We start from the raw sequence: 13,924 nt of genomic DNA, 5'->3' as shown, positions 1-13,924 counted from the left end.
ATGAACAAACCTAAAATTGGGATGATTGGACTTGGAAGTATTGCGCAAAAGGCCTATCTTCCAACACTTACAAAAGAAACAAATTGGAATTTTGTAGGGGCATTTACACCTAACGCGGAGAAAAGGAAACAAGTTTGCCAACAATACCGCATTCAAGACTTTCATTCTATTGAAACGTTAGCTTCAGAATGTGATGCAATCTTCGTCCATAGTTCAACTGCTACACATTATGAAATCGTTTCTGAACTTCTGAAAAAAGGAATTGACGTTTATGTTGATAAGCCGCTAGCAGCTACAGTGGAACAAGCTGAGCAACTAGTCGAGTTGAGCGAAAAGCATAACAGAAAGTTAATGGTCGGATTTAATCGCCGATTCGTTCCTATGTATGTTGCTGCAAAAGAGCAAGCTCATAATATTTCATGGGTTCGAATTGAAAAACACCGCACAAATAAAGTGGGGCCATATACGTACGACTTTACTATGTTAGATGATTACTTACATATTGTAGATACTGCTCGCTGGTTAGCTAATGATGATCTTAACGTCGTTCATAATATGATGCAAATAAATGAAAAGAATGAACTTCTTTACGGACATCACACATATACAACGCCAAGTGGACTGTTACTTTCTACCGCAATGCACCGCCACGCCGGTACAAATTTAGAACAAATTGAACTTGTAACGACAGGTAAAATCATTCGCGTAAAAAATATGAACACATTTGAAGTTGAGCAGGAAAATGCAGTTTCTCAGATTGGTTCACCATCATGGGATACGACGTTAAAACAACGTGGTTTTGAAGATGCTGTTCATCATTTTATTGAATGTGTACAAGGAGATACAAAGCCTGTTGTAGATGGATTAGAAGGATTAAAAACGCAGCAGCTGCTGCAATCTCTACTGGAGAATGTAAACAAAAATTAAAACGGATACATTTTTCAGAATTTACTTTCATTCCCATTTCCCCTTTATTTCTCTCACAAATTTCTATAGAATATGTTGATAGGAATTATAAATTTCATATTGAATCGTGGAAAGGATGGGATTAACACATGTGGAACGAGTTTAAAAAGTTCGCATTCAAAGGGAATGTAATCGATTTAGCTGTCGGGGTTGTAATCGGTGCTGCATTTGGTAAAATCGTTAGTTCTTTAGTAAAAGATATTATCACACCATTACTTGGTATGGTATTAGGTGGCGTTAACTTTACAGATTTACATTTTGGATATGGTAAATCTGCTGTTATGTATGGTAACTTCATCCAAACTATTTTTGATTTCTTAATTATTGCAGCTTCTATCTTTATGTTCGTTAAAGTGTTCAACAAACTAACATCTAAAAGAGAAGAAGAAGAAAAGACAGAAGAAATTCCAGAACCAACAAAAGAAGAAGTTCTTCTTAGCGAAATTCGCGACTTATTAAAACAACAAAATTCTTCTAAAGATAGAGCATAATTGAACGGATAAAAAGGCATGCCCCTCGGGACATGCCTTTTCTATATGCTATAACGTTTCCGAATTCATATGAATAAATAAAATAATACCTGCAACCATAAGTACCATAATACTACCTGCAAATAGTGTAATACCCATGAACATTAAACTTGTGCTCATGTCCACTGATACACTTTCAATAAAAATAGAAATTACATACGTGATAAGGGCAATTCCTGCAAGAATACTTCCTGGAACAAATCGCTTTAAGCCATTTTGTTTTAACGTCATATATGCAAAAATAGCAGTCATACAAAGCGTAATTATCCAAAGAACGATCATCTCTTCTCCCCCCTCACAAGCCTTTTCTTTCTATTATACATGACATTGCCCTATAATAGTTAAATTTGCACTTATGTGACATATAACAAGGAACAATACCATTTTGTAGCGAAGTCACCAATAGGCCATATATCCAGGAGGATTTCAATTGGAAAATAATATTGTAGGATATTTTAAACAAGTAGAGCGATTCGATTATATTACAATCGACTTAGACAAAAAGTTTTTTTATGTCGAAGTTGTACAATTAGAAACAAATATAACTTTGCTAAAATTATCACTTAACTTAGATAAAGATGAAACTATTATTGCTGGCAATGTAAAACAATATGATCCTTCTCGGTTAGAACAGTTAATACAAAGTTTTAAGCGCACTTCACAAACATGCCTGGAACATAATTTACGAAGTCCTGAAGATCTTTTTGCATTTTGGAAAGAAAATTGACCACCAGAAAAATGGATATTTTTTATATAAATATATATAATTACCATATATAAATATTCTTTACAAGGGAGTGTTCATAATGGTTTGGATTTCACTAATCGTATTAGCCTATTTCATCATTCTCGTCCCAATACAGTATAACTATATTAAGATATTAAAGAAAAAACAGAAAAAAATGAACGTTTCACAAAACGAACTATATGACAACATGTCTTATGAAGAATCCCAAATACACTATCATTATCAAAGCAACGTATTTACAATACCTGCTTCGCTTGTCGCAAGTATTATTTATAAGGTGAAACATGCAGCATAATATGTACGCTGTAAAATTATTATTTGAATCTGTTCATTCTGGTGAGCCTCATCCTACGAAAATGGATGAGCATTATGAAGAAAATCACGATAAACTTTTTGAAGAAAGTATTATCCTCGTTAAAGCAAACGACCTAGAGGAAGCTCACGAATTAGGCAAAAAAATAGCTATACACTCTGAAGAATCGTACGATAATGTGTACGGTGAACAAGTCACATGGAAGTTTCGAAAAGTGCTACATGTATTTGAATTAAATGATACTTCATTTGAAACAGGAACAGAGTTGTACGCAAGATTTTTACACGTTAAAAAAAATGAAACGGTAGATACAATAGTTAAAACATACTACCCTGAATACGAATAAAAGCTCACAGCAATTGCTGTGAGCTTTTTTATAATTATTTCGTTGAATCTCTAAATTGGATACGGTGAGGTAAGATAACAGTGTGATCTTCCACTTTTTCTTTGTTCATATACTTTGTTAATAGACGCATTGCTACTGCACCGATATCATACATTGGTTGTACAACTGTTGAAAGTTGCGGACGAACCATTAATGCAAGGCGTGTATTATCGAAACCAAGTACTTCTACATCAGTTGGTACGTTTAATCCAGCATCTTGTGCTGCATGGATTACACCTAGTGCCATTTCGTCAGAAGATACGAAGATTGCTGTTGGCTTTTCATCACTGCTCCAAAGCTTTTCGAATGCTTCGATACCTGAATCATATGTGTAATCTCCATCGATTATAAGATTTTCATCATATGAAATACCTGCTTCTTCTAAAGCTTTTTTATAACCTTGTAACTTCTTCGCGCTTCCCGCTTTATTAATGAAAGGACCAGAGACGAAACCGATACGCGTATGCCCTTGCTCAATAAAGTGCTTCATTGCGTCGTAAGCTGCTTGCGTGTAATCAATATTTACTGATGGCGTTTCATTTTGCTCATCAAATGACGCTGCTAATACGATTGGTACTGGAGACTTTTTGAATTCTTCAATGTGAATGTCTGTAATATCTTCACCCATGAAAACAATTCCGTCCACTTGTTTTCCAAGCATCGTATTTAATAAATGGAACTCTTTCTCTTTGTTTTGGTCAGAGTTACTTAAAATGATGTTATATTTGTACATTGTTGCGATATCTTCAATTCCACGAGCAAGTTCTGCATAAAAGGTATTTGAGATATCAGGAATAATAACACCTACTGTAGTTGTCTTCTTACTTGCTAGTCCACGTGCTACCGCATTTGGGCGGTACCCTAAACGATCAATTGCTTCTAATACTTTCTTTCTTGTTGTAGGCTTTACATTTGGATTACCGTTCACTACACGAGATACGGTAGCCATTGAAACGTTTGCTTCACGCGCTACATCATAAATTGTTACGTTCATCTCATCGCACACTCCTTCTATTTTTGTTATCTATTTTTATGTATCGGTTACTTGAATGAAAAAAAGACATCAACTCTATTTGCAGATGCCACCAATCGTCCCGAGTTCTTCCTTTTACTAATGATACGATAAAAACGCAGGCTCATACAATATTTTCCCGCAAAAGTTTCGAAAAAATTCGCTTCTTTTCTCGTATTTTCGTATTTTTCATGAAAAAAAGGGCATTTTTTGTAAAAATATAGATATTCAATACGTAGAAACCTTATTTTAAGCAATACGATAGTAGATAGTAAATGAAATTTATATCGGCGATTTTTCGAATATATCGATCACAACTCGAAATATATGAGCGATTTTCCAAATATATCGACCACAACTCCAATTATATCAGCAATTTTTTAAATATATCGACTTACCGACAGAAAACGACAATGGTAGTCATTTGATGCGCTGGATTTGGAGGTGTGCGGCGCCCTGTAGAATGCGTTACATCGGCAACGACAGGTAAATGTGTTACTTTCTTTAAAATCGGCGCAGCGGATATAGGAAGCGTATTACGCGTCGCTCTTTCCCTTCGTACATTTTCACTTACAATAAAAAAAAGACAGTTTAAACACTGTCTTTTTTATAAGAAGGAAACAAACGGTTTTTCGCTGTTTTTCTCTTTTATAATAATTGCCTCGATTTTACTCTCAGACTTTATCTGCAATTGTACTTTCGCATCTTTAGGTAATTTTTCTAACATACTTTGAGCAGCCAGTTGGGTAAGAGCCATTAATTCTGTTTTACCGTTATATTTAATAACAATATTCATATTTAATGTATCCATTTGATTTTTCTTATAAGAAACCTTAGCATTTACTGGGATAAAGTCTCCAGTAGAAAAACCTTTCATCGCATCAGCAAAGTCAGTTATTTTTGTATTATCTTCTCCATGTGCTTGTTTAAATTCATCAGAAGGATATGAATACACTTGTTCATCGATCGTACTCCAATTTCCAAGGTTCGTATCATTCTTTTGAACGGTAGCACTAGCAATATACGTTCCATTTTTTAAAGAACTTGTACTTTCTTGCTTAAAGATAGCAAACGTAATTGGAGACTTATTATACTTGTCATTTTTATTAATCGCTTCAATAAGTTGCTTGGCAACTTCAATACCCTTAGACATAGCTTCTTCATTCGATACACTTGAAGACATGGCTAAACCGATCATAACACCAGATAAACTTAGTTCGTTTGAATTCTGTTTTCCGAAATAGTCTTGTTCTATAATATTCGTCAAAACTGGCGCTTCTACTTTTGCGACTAGTTCATCAACTAACTTCTCTGGAATATACTGATTTAATTGTAGTACATGATTTTCTGTATCAAATTGCTGCGCTGCAATATTCATTAAACCATTTTCATACTCTGCTAAATCTAATTTAGAATTTGTTTTTATATTAGCTGTATTTATAACCTTTTGTTCTTTTAAAGGAATTACAGTTCTATAATAATCTTTCGAAACAGCAGTTCTCGGGATCATGCTTTTTTCTTTCGTATCCTTCTGTATAACTTCATCCTTCTTACTAATCGTATTATTACTACAAGCTCCCAGTAATAAACTTACGACCGCGAAGGATAATGCCATTTTCTTCATTACTTAAAACCTACTTTCAACAATCTAGTTATTTAATTTGAACTATTAACAGTGTACCATTAAATATATTTCAACAAAAACAAAAAAAAGAAGCAAGCACCTTTAGCTTGCTTCTTTTTACTTAATATTCTCTTCTAAAGCGTCTTTTTTAATGTTCCAATGAGACGTATTCCATACTACCATCCCATCTTTTATGTATAACACTTGCGGAGATTCATGTTTAATGCTGTACTGTTCTGCAACACGATTCGAAACATCTCTCGCATCTTGTACGTATAAGTAATACGCTGGTACTGCTCTTTCTTCACTACAATACGCTTGAAATTCTGTATATGCACCGTGACTAATCGGGCATGTCGTACTATGTTTAAAAAGAACATAAGGCTCGTTTTTTTCTACTAATACTTCAAGTTCTTCAATTACTTCAATTTTTGTCATATTCATCACGATTCACCTCTCATACGAAATCTAGAGCGCTTTTCTTTCTTTTCAGCTTTTTTCTCAAGTCTTTCTAATTTACGCTCTTCTTTTTCAACCTTTTTCTCTTGTCTTGTCGCACGATAATGATTGTATACTTCAATTGCTGCGCTACTCCACTGTACAACTTGCGCTACTTTATCTGCATTGTTTTCAATTTCGTCCGTAACAGAATCTGATACATTACGAAGTTTCGTATTTAAAGAATGGATTGTCGTTCCAATTCCATCTACGCCCGATACTACTTTATTTAATGATTGTGACTTCTGTTGAATGTCATCAGCTAACGCATTTGTTTTATGTAATAATTGCTCCGTCTCTACGCTAATCCCTTGCATTTGCTTTTCTAAACCTTCTAACGTGCTTGCAACGTTTTCTAACGTCTTTTGAACCGATAACAACGTTCTGCATACATATACTACTAATACAGCGAAAGCAACCGCGATAATAGCCGCACTTACATATAAAAGAACTTGCATTTCATCACTTCCTTTATCTTTTTCATACTTTCCCCTATTATACAATCATTTTCCGTTTCGTTCTAATCCCTATCTTTTCATTAGAATTTTCATACTTATTCGTTAACTTTAACATAAATGATTCAACAAATTCCACTAAGTAGGTTACAATAGGAGAGGATACATAATTAGTAGGGAGGCTTTACATATGAAAGATCCACGCATTGAAAAGTTAGCATACAATTTAATTAACTACTCTATCCGCTTACAAAAAGGCGAAAAAGTATTAATTGAAAACTTTGGCTTACAAAAAGAACTTGTAACTGCACTTGTAAAAGAAGCATATGCAGCTGGTGGTTTCCCCTTCGTTTCTTTAAAAGATCATCAAGTAGATCGCTCTTTATTAATGGGTGCTACTGAAGAACATTTTGAACAAATCGCTGCATATGAAGCAAGCGTAATGAAAGATATGGACGCTTATATCGGTCTTCGCTCTGGCGATAACATTAACGAACAAGCTGACGTGCCAAGTGAAAGAATGCAAATTCACGGTCAAACAGTTGGTAAGAAAGTTCATAGAGACATCCGCGTTCCGAAAACGCGCTGGGTTGTTCTTCGCTACCCAAATGCTTCTATGGCGCAGCTTGCTAAAATGAGCACAGAAGCTTTCGAAGACTTCTACTTCGAAGTTTGTAACTTAGACTACGGTAAAATGGATAAGGCGATGGATAGCCTTGTTACATTAATGAATAAAACTGATAAAGTTCGCCTAACTGGCCCTGGAACTGACTTAACATTCTCTATTAAAGATATTCCAGCTATTAAATGCTCCGGTCATTTAAACATTCCAGACGGTGAAGTATACTCTGCACCAGTTCGCGATTCTGTTAATGGTACAGTTTCTTACAACACACCATCTCCTTACAACGGTTATACATTTGAAAATGTACAACTTAAATTTGAGAACGGTCAAATCGTTGAAGCAACTGCAAACGATACAGAGCGCATTAACAAAATCTTCGATACAGACGAAGGCGCACGCTTCGTTGGTGAGTTCGCAATTGGCGTAAACCCATACATCTTACATCCAATGGGAGACATCCTATTCGATGAAAAAATCGATGGCAGCTTCCACTTTACACCTGGACAAGCTTACGAAGATGCATGGAACGGCAACAACTCGAACATTCACTGGGATTTAGTATGCATCCAGCGCCCTGAATACGGCGGCGGCGAAATTTACTTCGACGACGTACTAATCCGTAAAGACGGACGCTTCGTTGTATCTGAACTAGAAGCTTTAAACCCAGAGAACTTAAAATAATAATAAAAACGCTCGGGATGTTCTCCGAGCGTTTTTATTATTAATAATTTAATAAATCTTTCGCCACATCTTCTGGCACTTTAAAACTCATTTTCTTATTTTTCATTTCAACTTCGACATAAGGGACATCTTTATATACTGTCATCGTACCAATTTCATGTAACTCTTTTTTATCATTACTCGACTCCGATAATTTTTTTGTATCCTCTTGGTACATTTTAAATGTTTTCCCTTGCGGAGTATCTAAAGGAGCCGACTGCATTTCCCACTTATCCATTTTCATGACTTCAAACAGCTTTTCAATTTCTTTCTTATCAGTAATTACTTTTTTATCACTTGAATCCGTAAGTGTTTCAATTTCAACCTTTTGTGCCTTTTCTAAGTTCATATCTGCCTTTTCCTTCTTCGTACTACACCCTATTACAAGAAAGGATGCTGTTATCAGAAACAAAAACAACATACAGATTTTTTTCATTTCTAACCCTTCTGTACTACATAGAGCTACTTTTCTCAATTTTTGTTTGCTGAAAATGAAAATAATATAAAAGCGCCACTGCGATAGTACCTATTAATATTGGTACATATAGAGGCAGATCCCATTTCATATATACTCTAGTGCAACCAACAAGCACAAACAAAATTTCTAAACAGAATAAAGGTTTTACATATTTCATTTTTTACCTACCATTTCTATTTTCACATGTGGGTTCTCTTTTTCTACAAGCTCCAAAAACTGCTCCATATTTTGCGGCATCGCAATTATATGTACTTTATATGCATTCGTCGTAACTTCAAGGGATTTCCCAACTTGACGAACCATTCGTATCTCTTTCAATACAATATCGTTATTTAAAATGCCGTACTTTAATACACCATTTTCTACTTTATGCTTTTTAATAAATACTTCCCAAACGAGTGGTACATTTACAAGGAAACATAAACCCATTCCAATTAACGCAGACATCCACTGCTCTTTATTTGAGATAATCATGACAAGTGGATATACGAACATAAAAACTAACGTGAGACAAACGAAAATTACTACCGATTTACTTCTTTGAATCGGAATGTTCATACACGCACCCCCTACCCCAAATTATACCACTTTTTCCATTTTAGTTCATAAAAAAAGGCCATTTCTGAATGACCTTTTCAAACAATGTACCTATAGAATTTCTTATCTACCTGTAACACTGGAAAACTTTTTGGTAACTCGTCTATACTCACACTTTGGAAATTATTCTTTTCATAAAAGTGATGCGCTGCTAAAAACTTCACTGTCGTTCCTAAGTAAATATCTTTCAGCTTTTTATTCTCAGCCCACGAAATTGCTGTTTGGAGCAACTTATATGATGCGCCCCACTCTTTTCCGCGAAATTCTTTTTTTACGAACATTTTTCTTAACGCTACTTGCTGATTCTCAATATCTAATAAAGCTACTGTTCCAACTACTTTATCATCATAAGTTGCTACCCAAAAGTTTCCATGATTCCTTTGATAAAATGTTTCTATTTCAAGCAGGTCTGGCTGCTCTTCTTTCGTAATGGGGACATTGTACTCTTTTTGCTGAATATGCACGATAAGATCTACTACTTCATCTTGAAACGTACTTTCATACGGAATAATACGTATCTTCTCGTTCATCGAATCTCCTTCCACTCTGAAGCTAGTAAACTATATACAGCGATATCGTGAAAATGATCATATAGCCATTCATCATCTCTTAAAATACCATCTAACTTAAAACCTAAACGCTCTGGAATAGCGCGGCTTTTCACATTTTCAACACCGCATCTAATTTCCACTTTATTTAATTTTAAATCCTCAAATGCATAGTGAAGTACAGCTTTCACGCTACGCGTCATAATACCTTTCCCACCAGCATCTTCTGCCAGGTAATATCCGAGACTGGCCGCTTTCTTTCCCCAACTTACCGGATGAATGCCTACCATCCCAACGAGCTTTCCTTTATAACGTATGCCACTTTCAAAACCGTCTCCCTCTGCAAACTTCTTTAACCACATCGGACAAATCTCATCATACGCACCAGCTGATTTCATCCCATCTACCCAAGGAAGCCATCTTCGTAAATGATTACGGTTTTGGTCTATTAATTGATATAGTTCCTCTTTATGATGCTTCTCTAATAACTGTAATTCGATTTCATCGTCTACTCGAAGTGTGAACATGTTTTTTAGCTCCCTTTCAGTTTTCTTATTATTCTAACACTTACAGATGTAAATTGTTAAATATTCACACTTTCTTTTGAATTTTATATATGAACAACCACTATATATGATTGATATCTAGATATGAGTCATATATAGTTAAAGTATGGAAAAAAATGATAATTTTATAATTCAATTACGTAAAGGTGTTTTTGATCTCGCTATTTTGTCTTTAATAAGTAAACAACCTATGTACGGATACGAAATTACAAGTACATTACAAGATATCCCTGTGTTTCATATCCCAAACGGTTCGATTTACCCCATATTAAATCGAATCACGAAAAACAATTGGGCTATTTCCTATTGGGAAGAGTCCGGTGATGGCCCAAAAAGAAAATACTATCGAATTACAGACGAAGGGAGAGAAATTTTAAATAGTCGCTTACATGATTATGATGCAGTGTATCATGCTCTAATGTTACTAGCTAAAGGAGAGGATAAAAAATGAATAAAGAACAATTCTTTTCAAATGAACTCATTACTTCTTTCTTACACGATCTTCATAAAGGTTTAATGAACCTACCTACGTCAGCAAGAGAACAACATGTGCTAGAGATCAAATCGGATTTATATGAAAATGCATTATGTAAAGAAAGTGAAGGGATACCATTAGCGAGCATTCCTTCACAAGTGATTGAAGAATTTCTTCCTCCAAAAGAATTAGCAAAGGAAATTGCAGGAGAATATACAGATGTTATTCAAGATGCACAGCAATCTACAAATACATTTATTAAATATTATTCCGGCCTATCTATCGCTCCACTCGGCGCTTTATCAGTGCCTATTGTACTCGGTTTTATAAATTTTTCTGCAAATTTACCATTTTTACTAGCCTTTATTGCAAGCAACATTTGGTTTATCTTTAGAGAAAACCATTGGAATATAGATTTATTAAAATACTTTAAAACAATAATTTCCATTAGCTCAAGGCTTTTAATCGCTCTTCCGTTTACTTTTTTCGCTATTCGAATTATGATAACAAAACAATTCGATATGTTTTCATTCTATTATTTAATCGGATATGTATTTTTTAGTTCACTATATATCTTTTTATTAAAACAACTATACAAAAAGAATAAACAATATCAACAGATTAACGCTTTTTAAAATATATCGAACACAACAAAAAAAGACGCACAGCCACAGCTATACGTCTTTTCTATTACTTCTCTGCAACTTGAACTTCTTTTACGTAAGCTGCTTCGAATTTTTGGATGTCTCCTGCGCCCATGAAAATTAGAACGCCGTTTTTATGTTTCTTTAATACATCCGTTGTTGTATCTGTAATTAGTTCTGCACCGTCAATACGCTTTTGCAGATCTTCAATTGTTAATTCACCTTTGTTTTCGCGCGCTGATCCGAAAATATCACATAAGTATACTTGGTCAGCTTTGCTTAAGCTTTCAGCGAACTCATCTAAGAACTTTTCTGTACGTGAGAATGTATGCGGCTGGAATACAGCGACAACTTCACGCTCTGGATGTTTTTGACGAGCTGCTTCAATCGTTGCATTAATTTCTGTCGGATGGTGTGCGTAGTCATCGATAATAACTTGCTCTCCCATTGGCTTTTCATTAAAGCGACGTTTTACGCCTTCAAAAGTTGTTAACTGATGCTTAACTGCTTCTACATCAACGTTTTCATAATGGCAAAGCGCGATTACTGCTAATGCATTTAATACGCTGTGGTTGCCGTATCCTGTAATTTTGAACGTGTCATAGTACGTATTACGAACGAATACATCGAAAATAGTACCATCTGTTCTCTTTTGAATATTACGTGCTTGGAAATCATTATCTTCTCCAAATCCATAGAAAATAACAGGTACTTTCGCTTGAATTTTTTGAAGTTCTTCATCATCTCCACATGCAATAATACCTTTTTTCACTTGCAATGCCATCTCTTGGAATGCATTGAATACATCATTGATATCTGAGAAATAATCTGGATGATCAAAATCAATGTTTGTCATAATTGCATAGTCTGGATTGTAAGACAAGAAATGACGACGATACTCACAAGCTTCAAATACAAAATACTTACTATTTTCTACCCCATGCCCTGTTCCATCTCCAATGAGGTAAGATGTAGGGTGTGCACCTTGCATTACATGGGCTAACAAACCAGTTGTTGATGTTTTTCCATGTGCACCAGTTACAGCAACACTTGTGTATTGGTTCATAAGATCACCTAAGAAGTGATGGTAACGATGTACTGGGATGTTTAATTCTTTTGCTGCTACAATTTCTTCATGCGTATCAGGAAATGCATTTCCTGCAATAATCACTTGTCCTTCTTTTACATTATTTTTATCAAAAGGAAGGATCGAGATATTACGCTTTTCCAACGCTGTTTGTGTAAAGAAACGCTTTTCATAATCAGACCCTTGAACAGTATGCTTCATGTCATGAAGAATTTGAGCTAATGAACTCATTCCTGTTCCTTTAATTCCTACAAAATGGTAAACTGTCATCTTAAAGAACCTCCAACATTTCGAACTAATACAACGGCCTATCTATAAGACAGTATATGAATCTTTTCTTATTTTGGTAATCATCATACATTTTTGATGTAGTGAAGTTATTCTTTCCCTTCACTTATCAGGATAAACTCGTACGTACTTCTTTTTTATGTCCATAACAAATCCATTATAGCAAAAAAGAAGCCGCTATACTATGATAACAGAAAAACTGATAGGGTCAATCACCTATCAGTTTTTCTCTCTTTTACATATCTTCTCTTTTTTCTAATTGAACACGCTCTAGACGTGGGTTTGGACGATATTTACGACCAGCTTTCGCTTCTGGTTTTCCATTTAATTCTACGTTATCACCAGTAAAGCCAATATTCATTTTTAATAAGCTACTTCCTACTCCGTATATATCAACAGGTACGTTTTGAGCTTCAAATTCACGAATACGCTTCTCATCAAATCCACCAGTTACAACGATGTCTACATGCTGGAATCCTTCTTCATCAAGTGCTTTACGAAGTGCGAATACAAGTGATGGGTTTACACCACGTGGATCGAATGTTCCAAGTACTTCTGGATGGCGAATGAAGTATTGATCAATCATCGTGCGCGACGTATCTACACGTACACCTTTTAATGTTGATCCAAATTCACGCGCTACGCGAAGTGCATCTGTAATGACATCATTATTGTAATCAATTAATACAACTAATTCATCTTCTGGGAATTTCTTATGATATGCTTTTGCCGCTTCCACAACATCACCATTAAACATTTGAATTAATGCGTGAGGCATTGTCCCCATACCACTTCTACCCCACCATTCATTCATCGCATGCGTCGCTTGTGCGCTCATACCTCCGATGTATGCTGCATAACCGTCACCAGCTTGTTGCGTATAATGATCGTCACGATCTCCCATGAAAATAACTGGTTTTTCTTTATCTACGCTACGCGCAGCTTGGACAACGTTATATACGTTTGTCGCAACTGATGTACGACGGGCTAAAATCCCATCAATGACACCTTCTAAAAATCCGAAATTTTCATAAGGACCATGAATTGTTAACACTGTTTCAAACGGACTAATATTATCGCCATCTTTTAAAGAATTAATTTCAAGTTCCTCAGGATTTTTGGCAAATGTTTGTAGCAACGCAATCACTTCATCTGTTCCGCAAAGAACTGCATTTTCCTTTTGGAAAAATTGCATCGTCACAACACTTTTCGGGCGAAATTCTTCAATGATTTCTCTAGTCTTTAAAAAGTAAACGGCGGAGAACCAACCTTCTCCAACACGTTCGTCAAATTTAAATGTTCTATTTGTTAGTCTATTTATTTCACCTTTTAATTTTAATTCAATTTCTTTCATGTCGCTTTACT

General features: G+C 35.2%; 20 protein-coding genes and 1 pseudogene. 8 read left to right on the top strand and 13 right to left on the bottom strand.

Going from position 1 to position 13,924, the window contains the following annotated elements; translation table 11 throughout:
* Complete coding sequence (locus QCI46_RS04015) at positions 1–927, top strand: Gfo/Idh/MocA family protein (protein WP_353839648.1); 927 nt, start codon at positions 1–3, stop codon at positions 925–927.
* Positions 928–1,055: 128 nt separating this feature from the next.
* Positions 1,056–1,457: a large conductance mechanosensitive channel protein MscL gene (gene mscL, locus QCI46_RS04010; RefSeq protein ID WP_000267007.1), complete on the top strand. Its 402-nt coding sequence runs from the start codon at positions 1,056–1,058 to the stop codon at positions 1,455–1,457.
* A 48-nt stretch (positions 1,458–1,505) separates the two neighbouring features.
* On the opposite strand, the gene QCI46_RS04005 is transcribed toward mscL, so the two are convergent.
* The gene (locus tag QCI46_RS04005; protein ID WP_000636592.1) at positions 1,506–1,778 is read right to left on the bottom strand and encodes a DUF3917 domain-containing protein; all 273 of its coding nucleotides are present in this window, start codon (positions 1,776–1,778) and stop codon (positions 1,506–1,508) included.
* Between the two features lie 148 nt (positions 1,779–1,926).
* Here QCI46_RS04005 and dhp61 point away from each other — a divergent pair, with 148 nt between their 5' ends.
* The 3 genes from dhp61 to QCI46_RS03990 all read left to right on the top strand — a co-directional run bounded on the left by dhp61 (position 1,927) and on the right by QCI46_RS03990 (position 2,903).
* Positions 1,927–2,223 (top strand): protein Dhp61, encoded by a 297-nt coding sequence (gene dhp61, locus QCI46_RS04000; RefSeq protein WP_353839647.1) that lies wholly within the window; start codon positions 1,927–1,929, stop codon positions 2,221–2,223.
* A 79-nt stretch (positions 2,224–2,302) separates the two neighbouring features.
* On the top strand, positions 2,303–2,539 hold the full coding sequence (locus QCI46_RS03995) for a DUF3949 domain-containing protein (protein WP_060486593.1): 237 nt from the start codon (positions 2,303–2,305) through the stop codon (positions 2,537–2,539).
* Between the two features lies 1 nt (position 2,540).
* Positions 2,541–2,903, top strand: coding sequence for a DUF4288 domain-containing protein (locus QCI46_RS03990; protein WP_353841830.1), 363 nt, complete (start codon positions 2,541–2,543; stop codon positions 2,901–2,903).
* 34 nt (positions 2,904–2,937) lie between these two features.
* Here QCI46_RS03990 and ccpA read toward each other — a convergent pair whose 3' ends face one another.
* The 5 genes and pseudogenes from ccpA to QCI46_RS03970 form a co-directional block, all read right to left on the bottom strand.
* Positions 2,938–3,936 carry a catabolite control protein A gene (gene ccpA / locus QCI46_RS03985; RefSeq protein ID WP_001103309.1) on the bottom strand — a complete coding sequence of 333 codons (999 nt, stop codon included), beginning with the start codon at positions 3,934–3,936 and terminating at the stop codon, positions 2,938–2,940.
* 466 nt (positions 3,937–4,402) lie between these two features.
* A pseudogene (locus QCI46_RS29850) lies at positions 4,403–4,507 on the bottom strand (hypothetical protein); the annotation flags it as partial.
* Positions 4,508–4,561: 54 nt separating this feature from the next.
* Positions 4,562–5,578 (bottom strand): CamS family sex pheromone protein, encoded by a 1,017-nt coding sequence (locus QCI46_RS03980; protein WP_353839646.1) that lies wholly within the window; start codon positions 5,576–5,578, stop codon positions 4,562–4,564.
* A gap of 117 nt (positions 5,579–5,695) precedes the next feature.
* Positions 5,696–6,022: a bacillithiol system redox-active protein YtxJ gene (gene ytxJ / locus QCI46_RS03975; RefSeq protein ID WP_142329923.1), complete on the bottom strand. Its 327-nt coding sequence runs from the start codon at positions 6,020–6,022 to the stop codon at positions 5,696–5,698.
* Positions 6,022–6,534 carry a DUF948 domain-containing protein gene (locus tag QCI46_RS03970; protein ID WP_353839645.1) on the bottom strand — a complete coding sequence of 171 codons (513 nt, stop codon included), beginning with the start codon at positions 6,532–6,534 and terminating at the stop codon, positions 6,022–6,024. The genes ytxJ and QCI46_RS03970 overlap by 1 nt, the downstream gene beginning before the upstream one ends.
* A 187-nt stretch (positions 6,535–6,721) precedes the next feature.
* On the opposite strand from QCI46_RS03970, the gene QCI46_RS03965 reads away from it, so the two are divergent.
* On the top strand, positions 6,722–7,837 hold the full coding sequence (locus tag QCI46_RS03965; protein ID WP_046956172.1) for an aminopeptidase: 1,116 nt from the start codon (positions 6,722–6,724) through the stop codon (positions 7,835–7,837).
* A gap of 40 nt (positions 7,838–7,877) precedes the next feature.
* Here the strand turns inward: QCI46_RS03965 and QCI46_RS03960 are convergent, their stop codons facing one another.
* The 5 genes from QCI46_RS03960 to QCI46_RS03940 form a co-directional block, all read right to left on the bottom strand.
* Positions 7,878–8,312 carry a hypothetical protein gene (locus tag QCI46_RS03960; protein ID WP_353839644.1) on the bottom strand — a complete coding sequence of 145 codons (435 nt, stop codon included), beginning with the start codon at positions 8,310–8,312 and terminating at the stop codon, positions 7,878–7,880.
* Between the two features lie 16 nt (positions 8,313–8,328).
* A complete protein-coding gene (locus tag QCI46_RS03955) occupies positions 8,329–8,511 on the bottom strand; it encodes a hypothetical protein (protein WP_353839643.1) in 183 nt (60 codons plus the stop codon).
* Positions 8,508–8,912 carry a PH domain-containing protein gene (locus QCI46_RS03950; RefSeq protein WP_353839642.1) on the bottom strand — a complete coding sequence of 135 codons (405 nt, stop codon included), beginning with the start codon at positions 8,910–8,912 and terminating at the stop codon, positions 8,508–8,510. The genes QCI46_RS03955 and QCI46_RS03950 overlap by 4 nt, the downstream gene beginning before the upstream one ends.
* 77 nt (positions 8,913–8,989) lie before the next feature.
* Positions 8,990–9,481: a GNAT family N-acetyltransferase gene (locus tag QCI46_RS03945; protein ID WP_353839641.1), complete on the bottom strand. Its 492-nt coding sequence runs from the start codon at positions 9,479–9,481 to the stop codon at positions 8,990–8,992.
* Positions 9,478–10,026, bottom strand: a complete 549-nt coding sequence (locus QCI46_RS03940) for a GNAT family N-acetyltransferase (protein WP_098089137.1) — start codon at positions 10,024–10,026, stop codon at positions 9,478–9,480. The genes QCI46_RS03945 and QCI46_RS03940 overlap by 4 nt, the downstream gene beginning before the upstream one ends.
* A 145-nt stretch (positions 10,027–10,171) precedes the next feature.
* Here QCI46_RS03940 and QCI46_RS03935 point away from each other — a divergent pair, with 145 nt between their 5' ends.
* Both QCI46_RS03935 and QCI46_RS03930 read left to right on the top strand, forming a co-directional pair.
* Complete coding sequence (locus QCI46_RS03935; protein WP_353839640.1) at positions 10,172–10,516, top strand: PadR family transcriptional regulator; 345 nt, start codon at positions 10,172–10,174, stop codon at positions 10,514–10,516.
* Positions 10,513–11,175, top strand: coding sequence for an HAAS signaling domain-containing protein (locus QCI46_RS03930; protein WP_353839639.1), 663 nt, complete (start codon positions 10,513–10,515; stop codon positions 11,173–11,175). The genes QCI46_RS03935 and QCI46_RS03930 overlap by 4 nt, the downstream gene beginning before the upstream one ends.
* Positions 11,176–11,230: 55 nt before the next feature.
* Here the strand turns inward: QCI46_RS03930 and murC are convergent, their stop codons facing one another.
* Both murC and QCI46_RS03920 read right to left on the bottom strand, forming a co-directional pair.
* On the bottom strand, positions 11,231–12,541 hold the full coding sequence (murC, locus tag QCI46_RS03925) for a UDP-N-acetylmuramate--L-alanine ligase (protein WP_000219461.1): 1,311 nt from the start codon (positions 12,539–12,541) through the stop codon (positions 11,231–11,233).
* Positions 12,542–12,794: 253 nt separating this feature from the next.
* Entirely contained in the window at positions 12,795–13,913 is a 1,119-nt protein-coding gene (locus tag QCI46_RS03920; protein WP_000658380.1) for a nicotinate phosphoribosyltransferase, read from the bottom strand.
* Positions 13,914–13,924: the final 11 nt, after the last annotated feature.

Source organism: Bacillus cereus group sp. RP32 (assembly GCF_040459735.1).
In the GTDB taxonomy this organism is placed as follows: Bacteria; Bacillota; Bacilli; order Bacillales; family Bacillaceae_G; genus Bacillus_A; species Bacillus_A wiedmannii.
The sequence above is the reverse complement of the archived record's forward strand: the minus strand, read 5'-3'. Positions and strand labels throughout refer to the sequence as shown.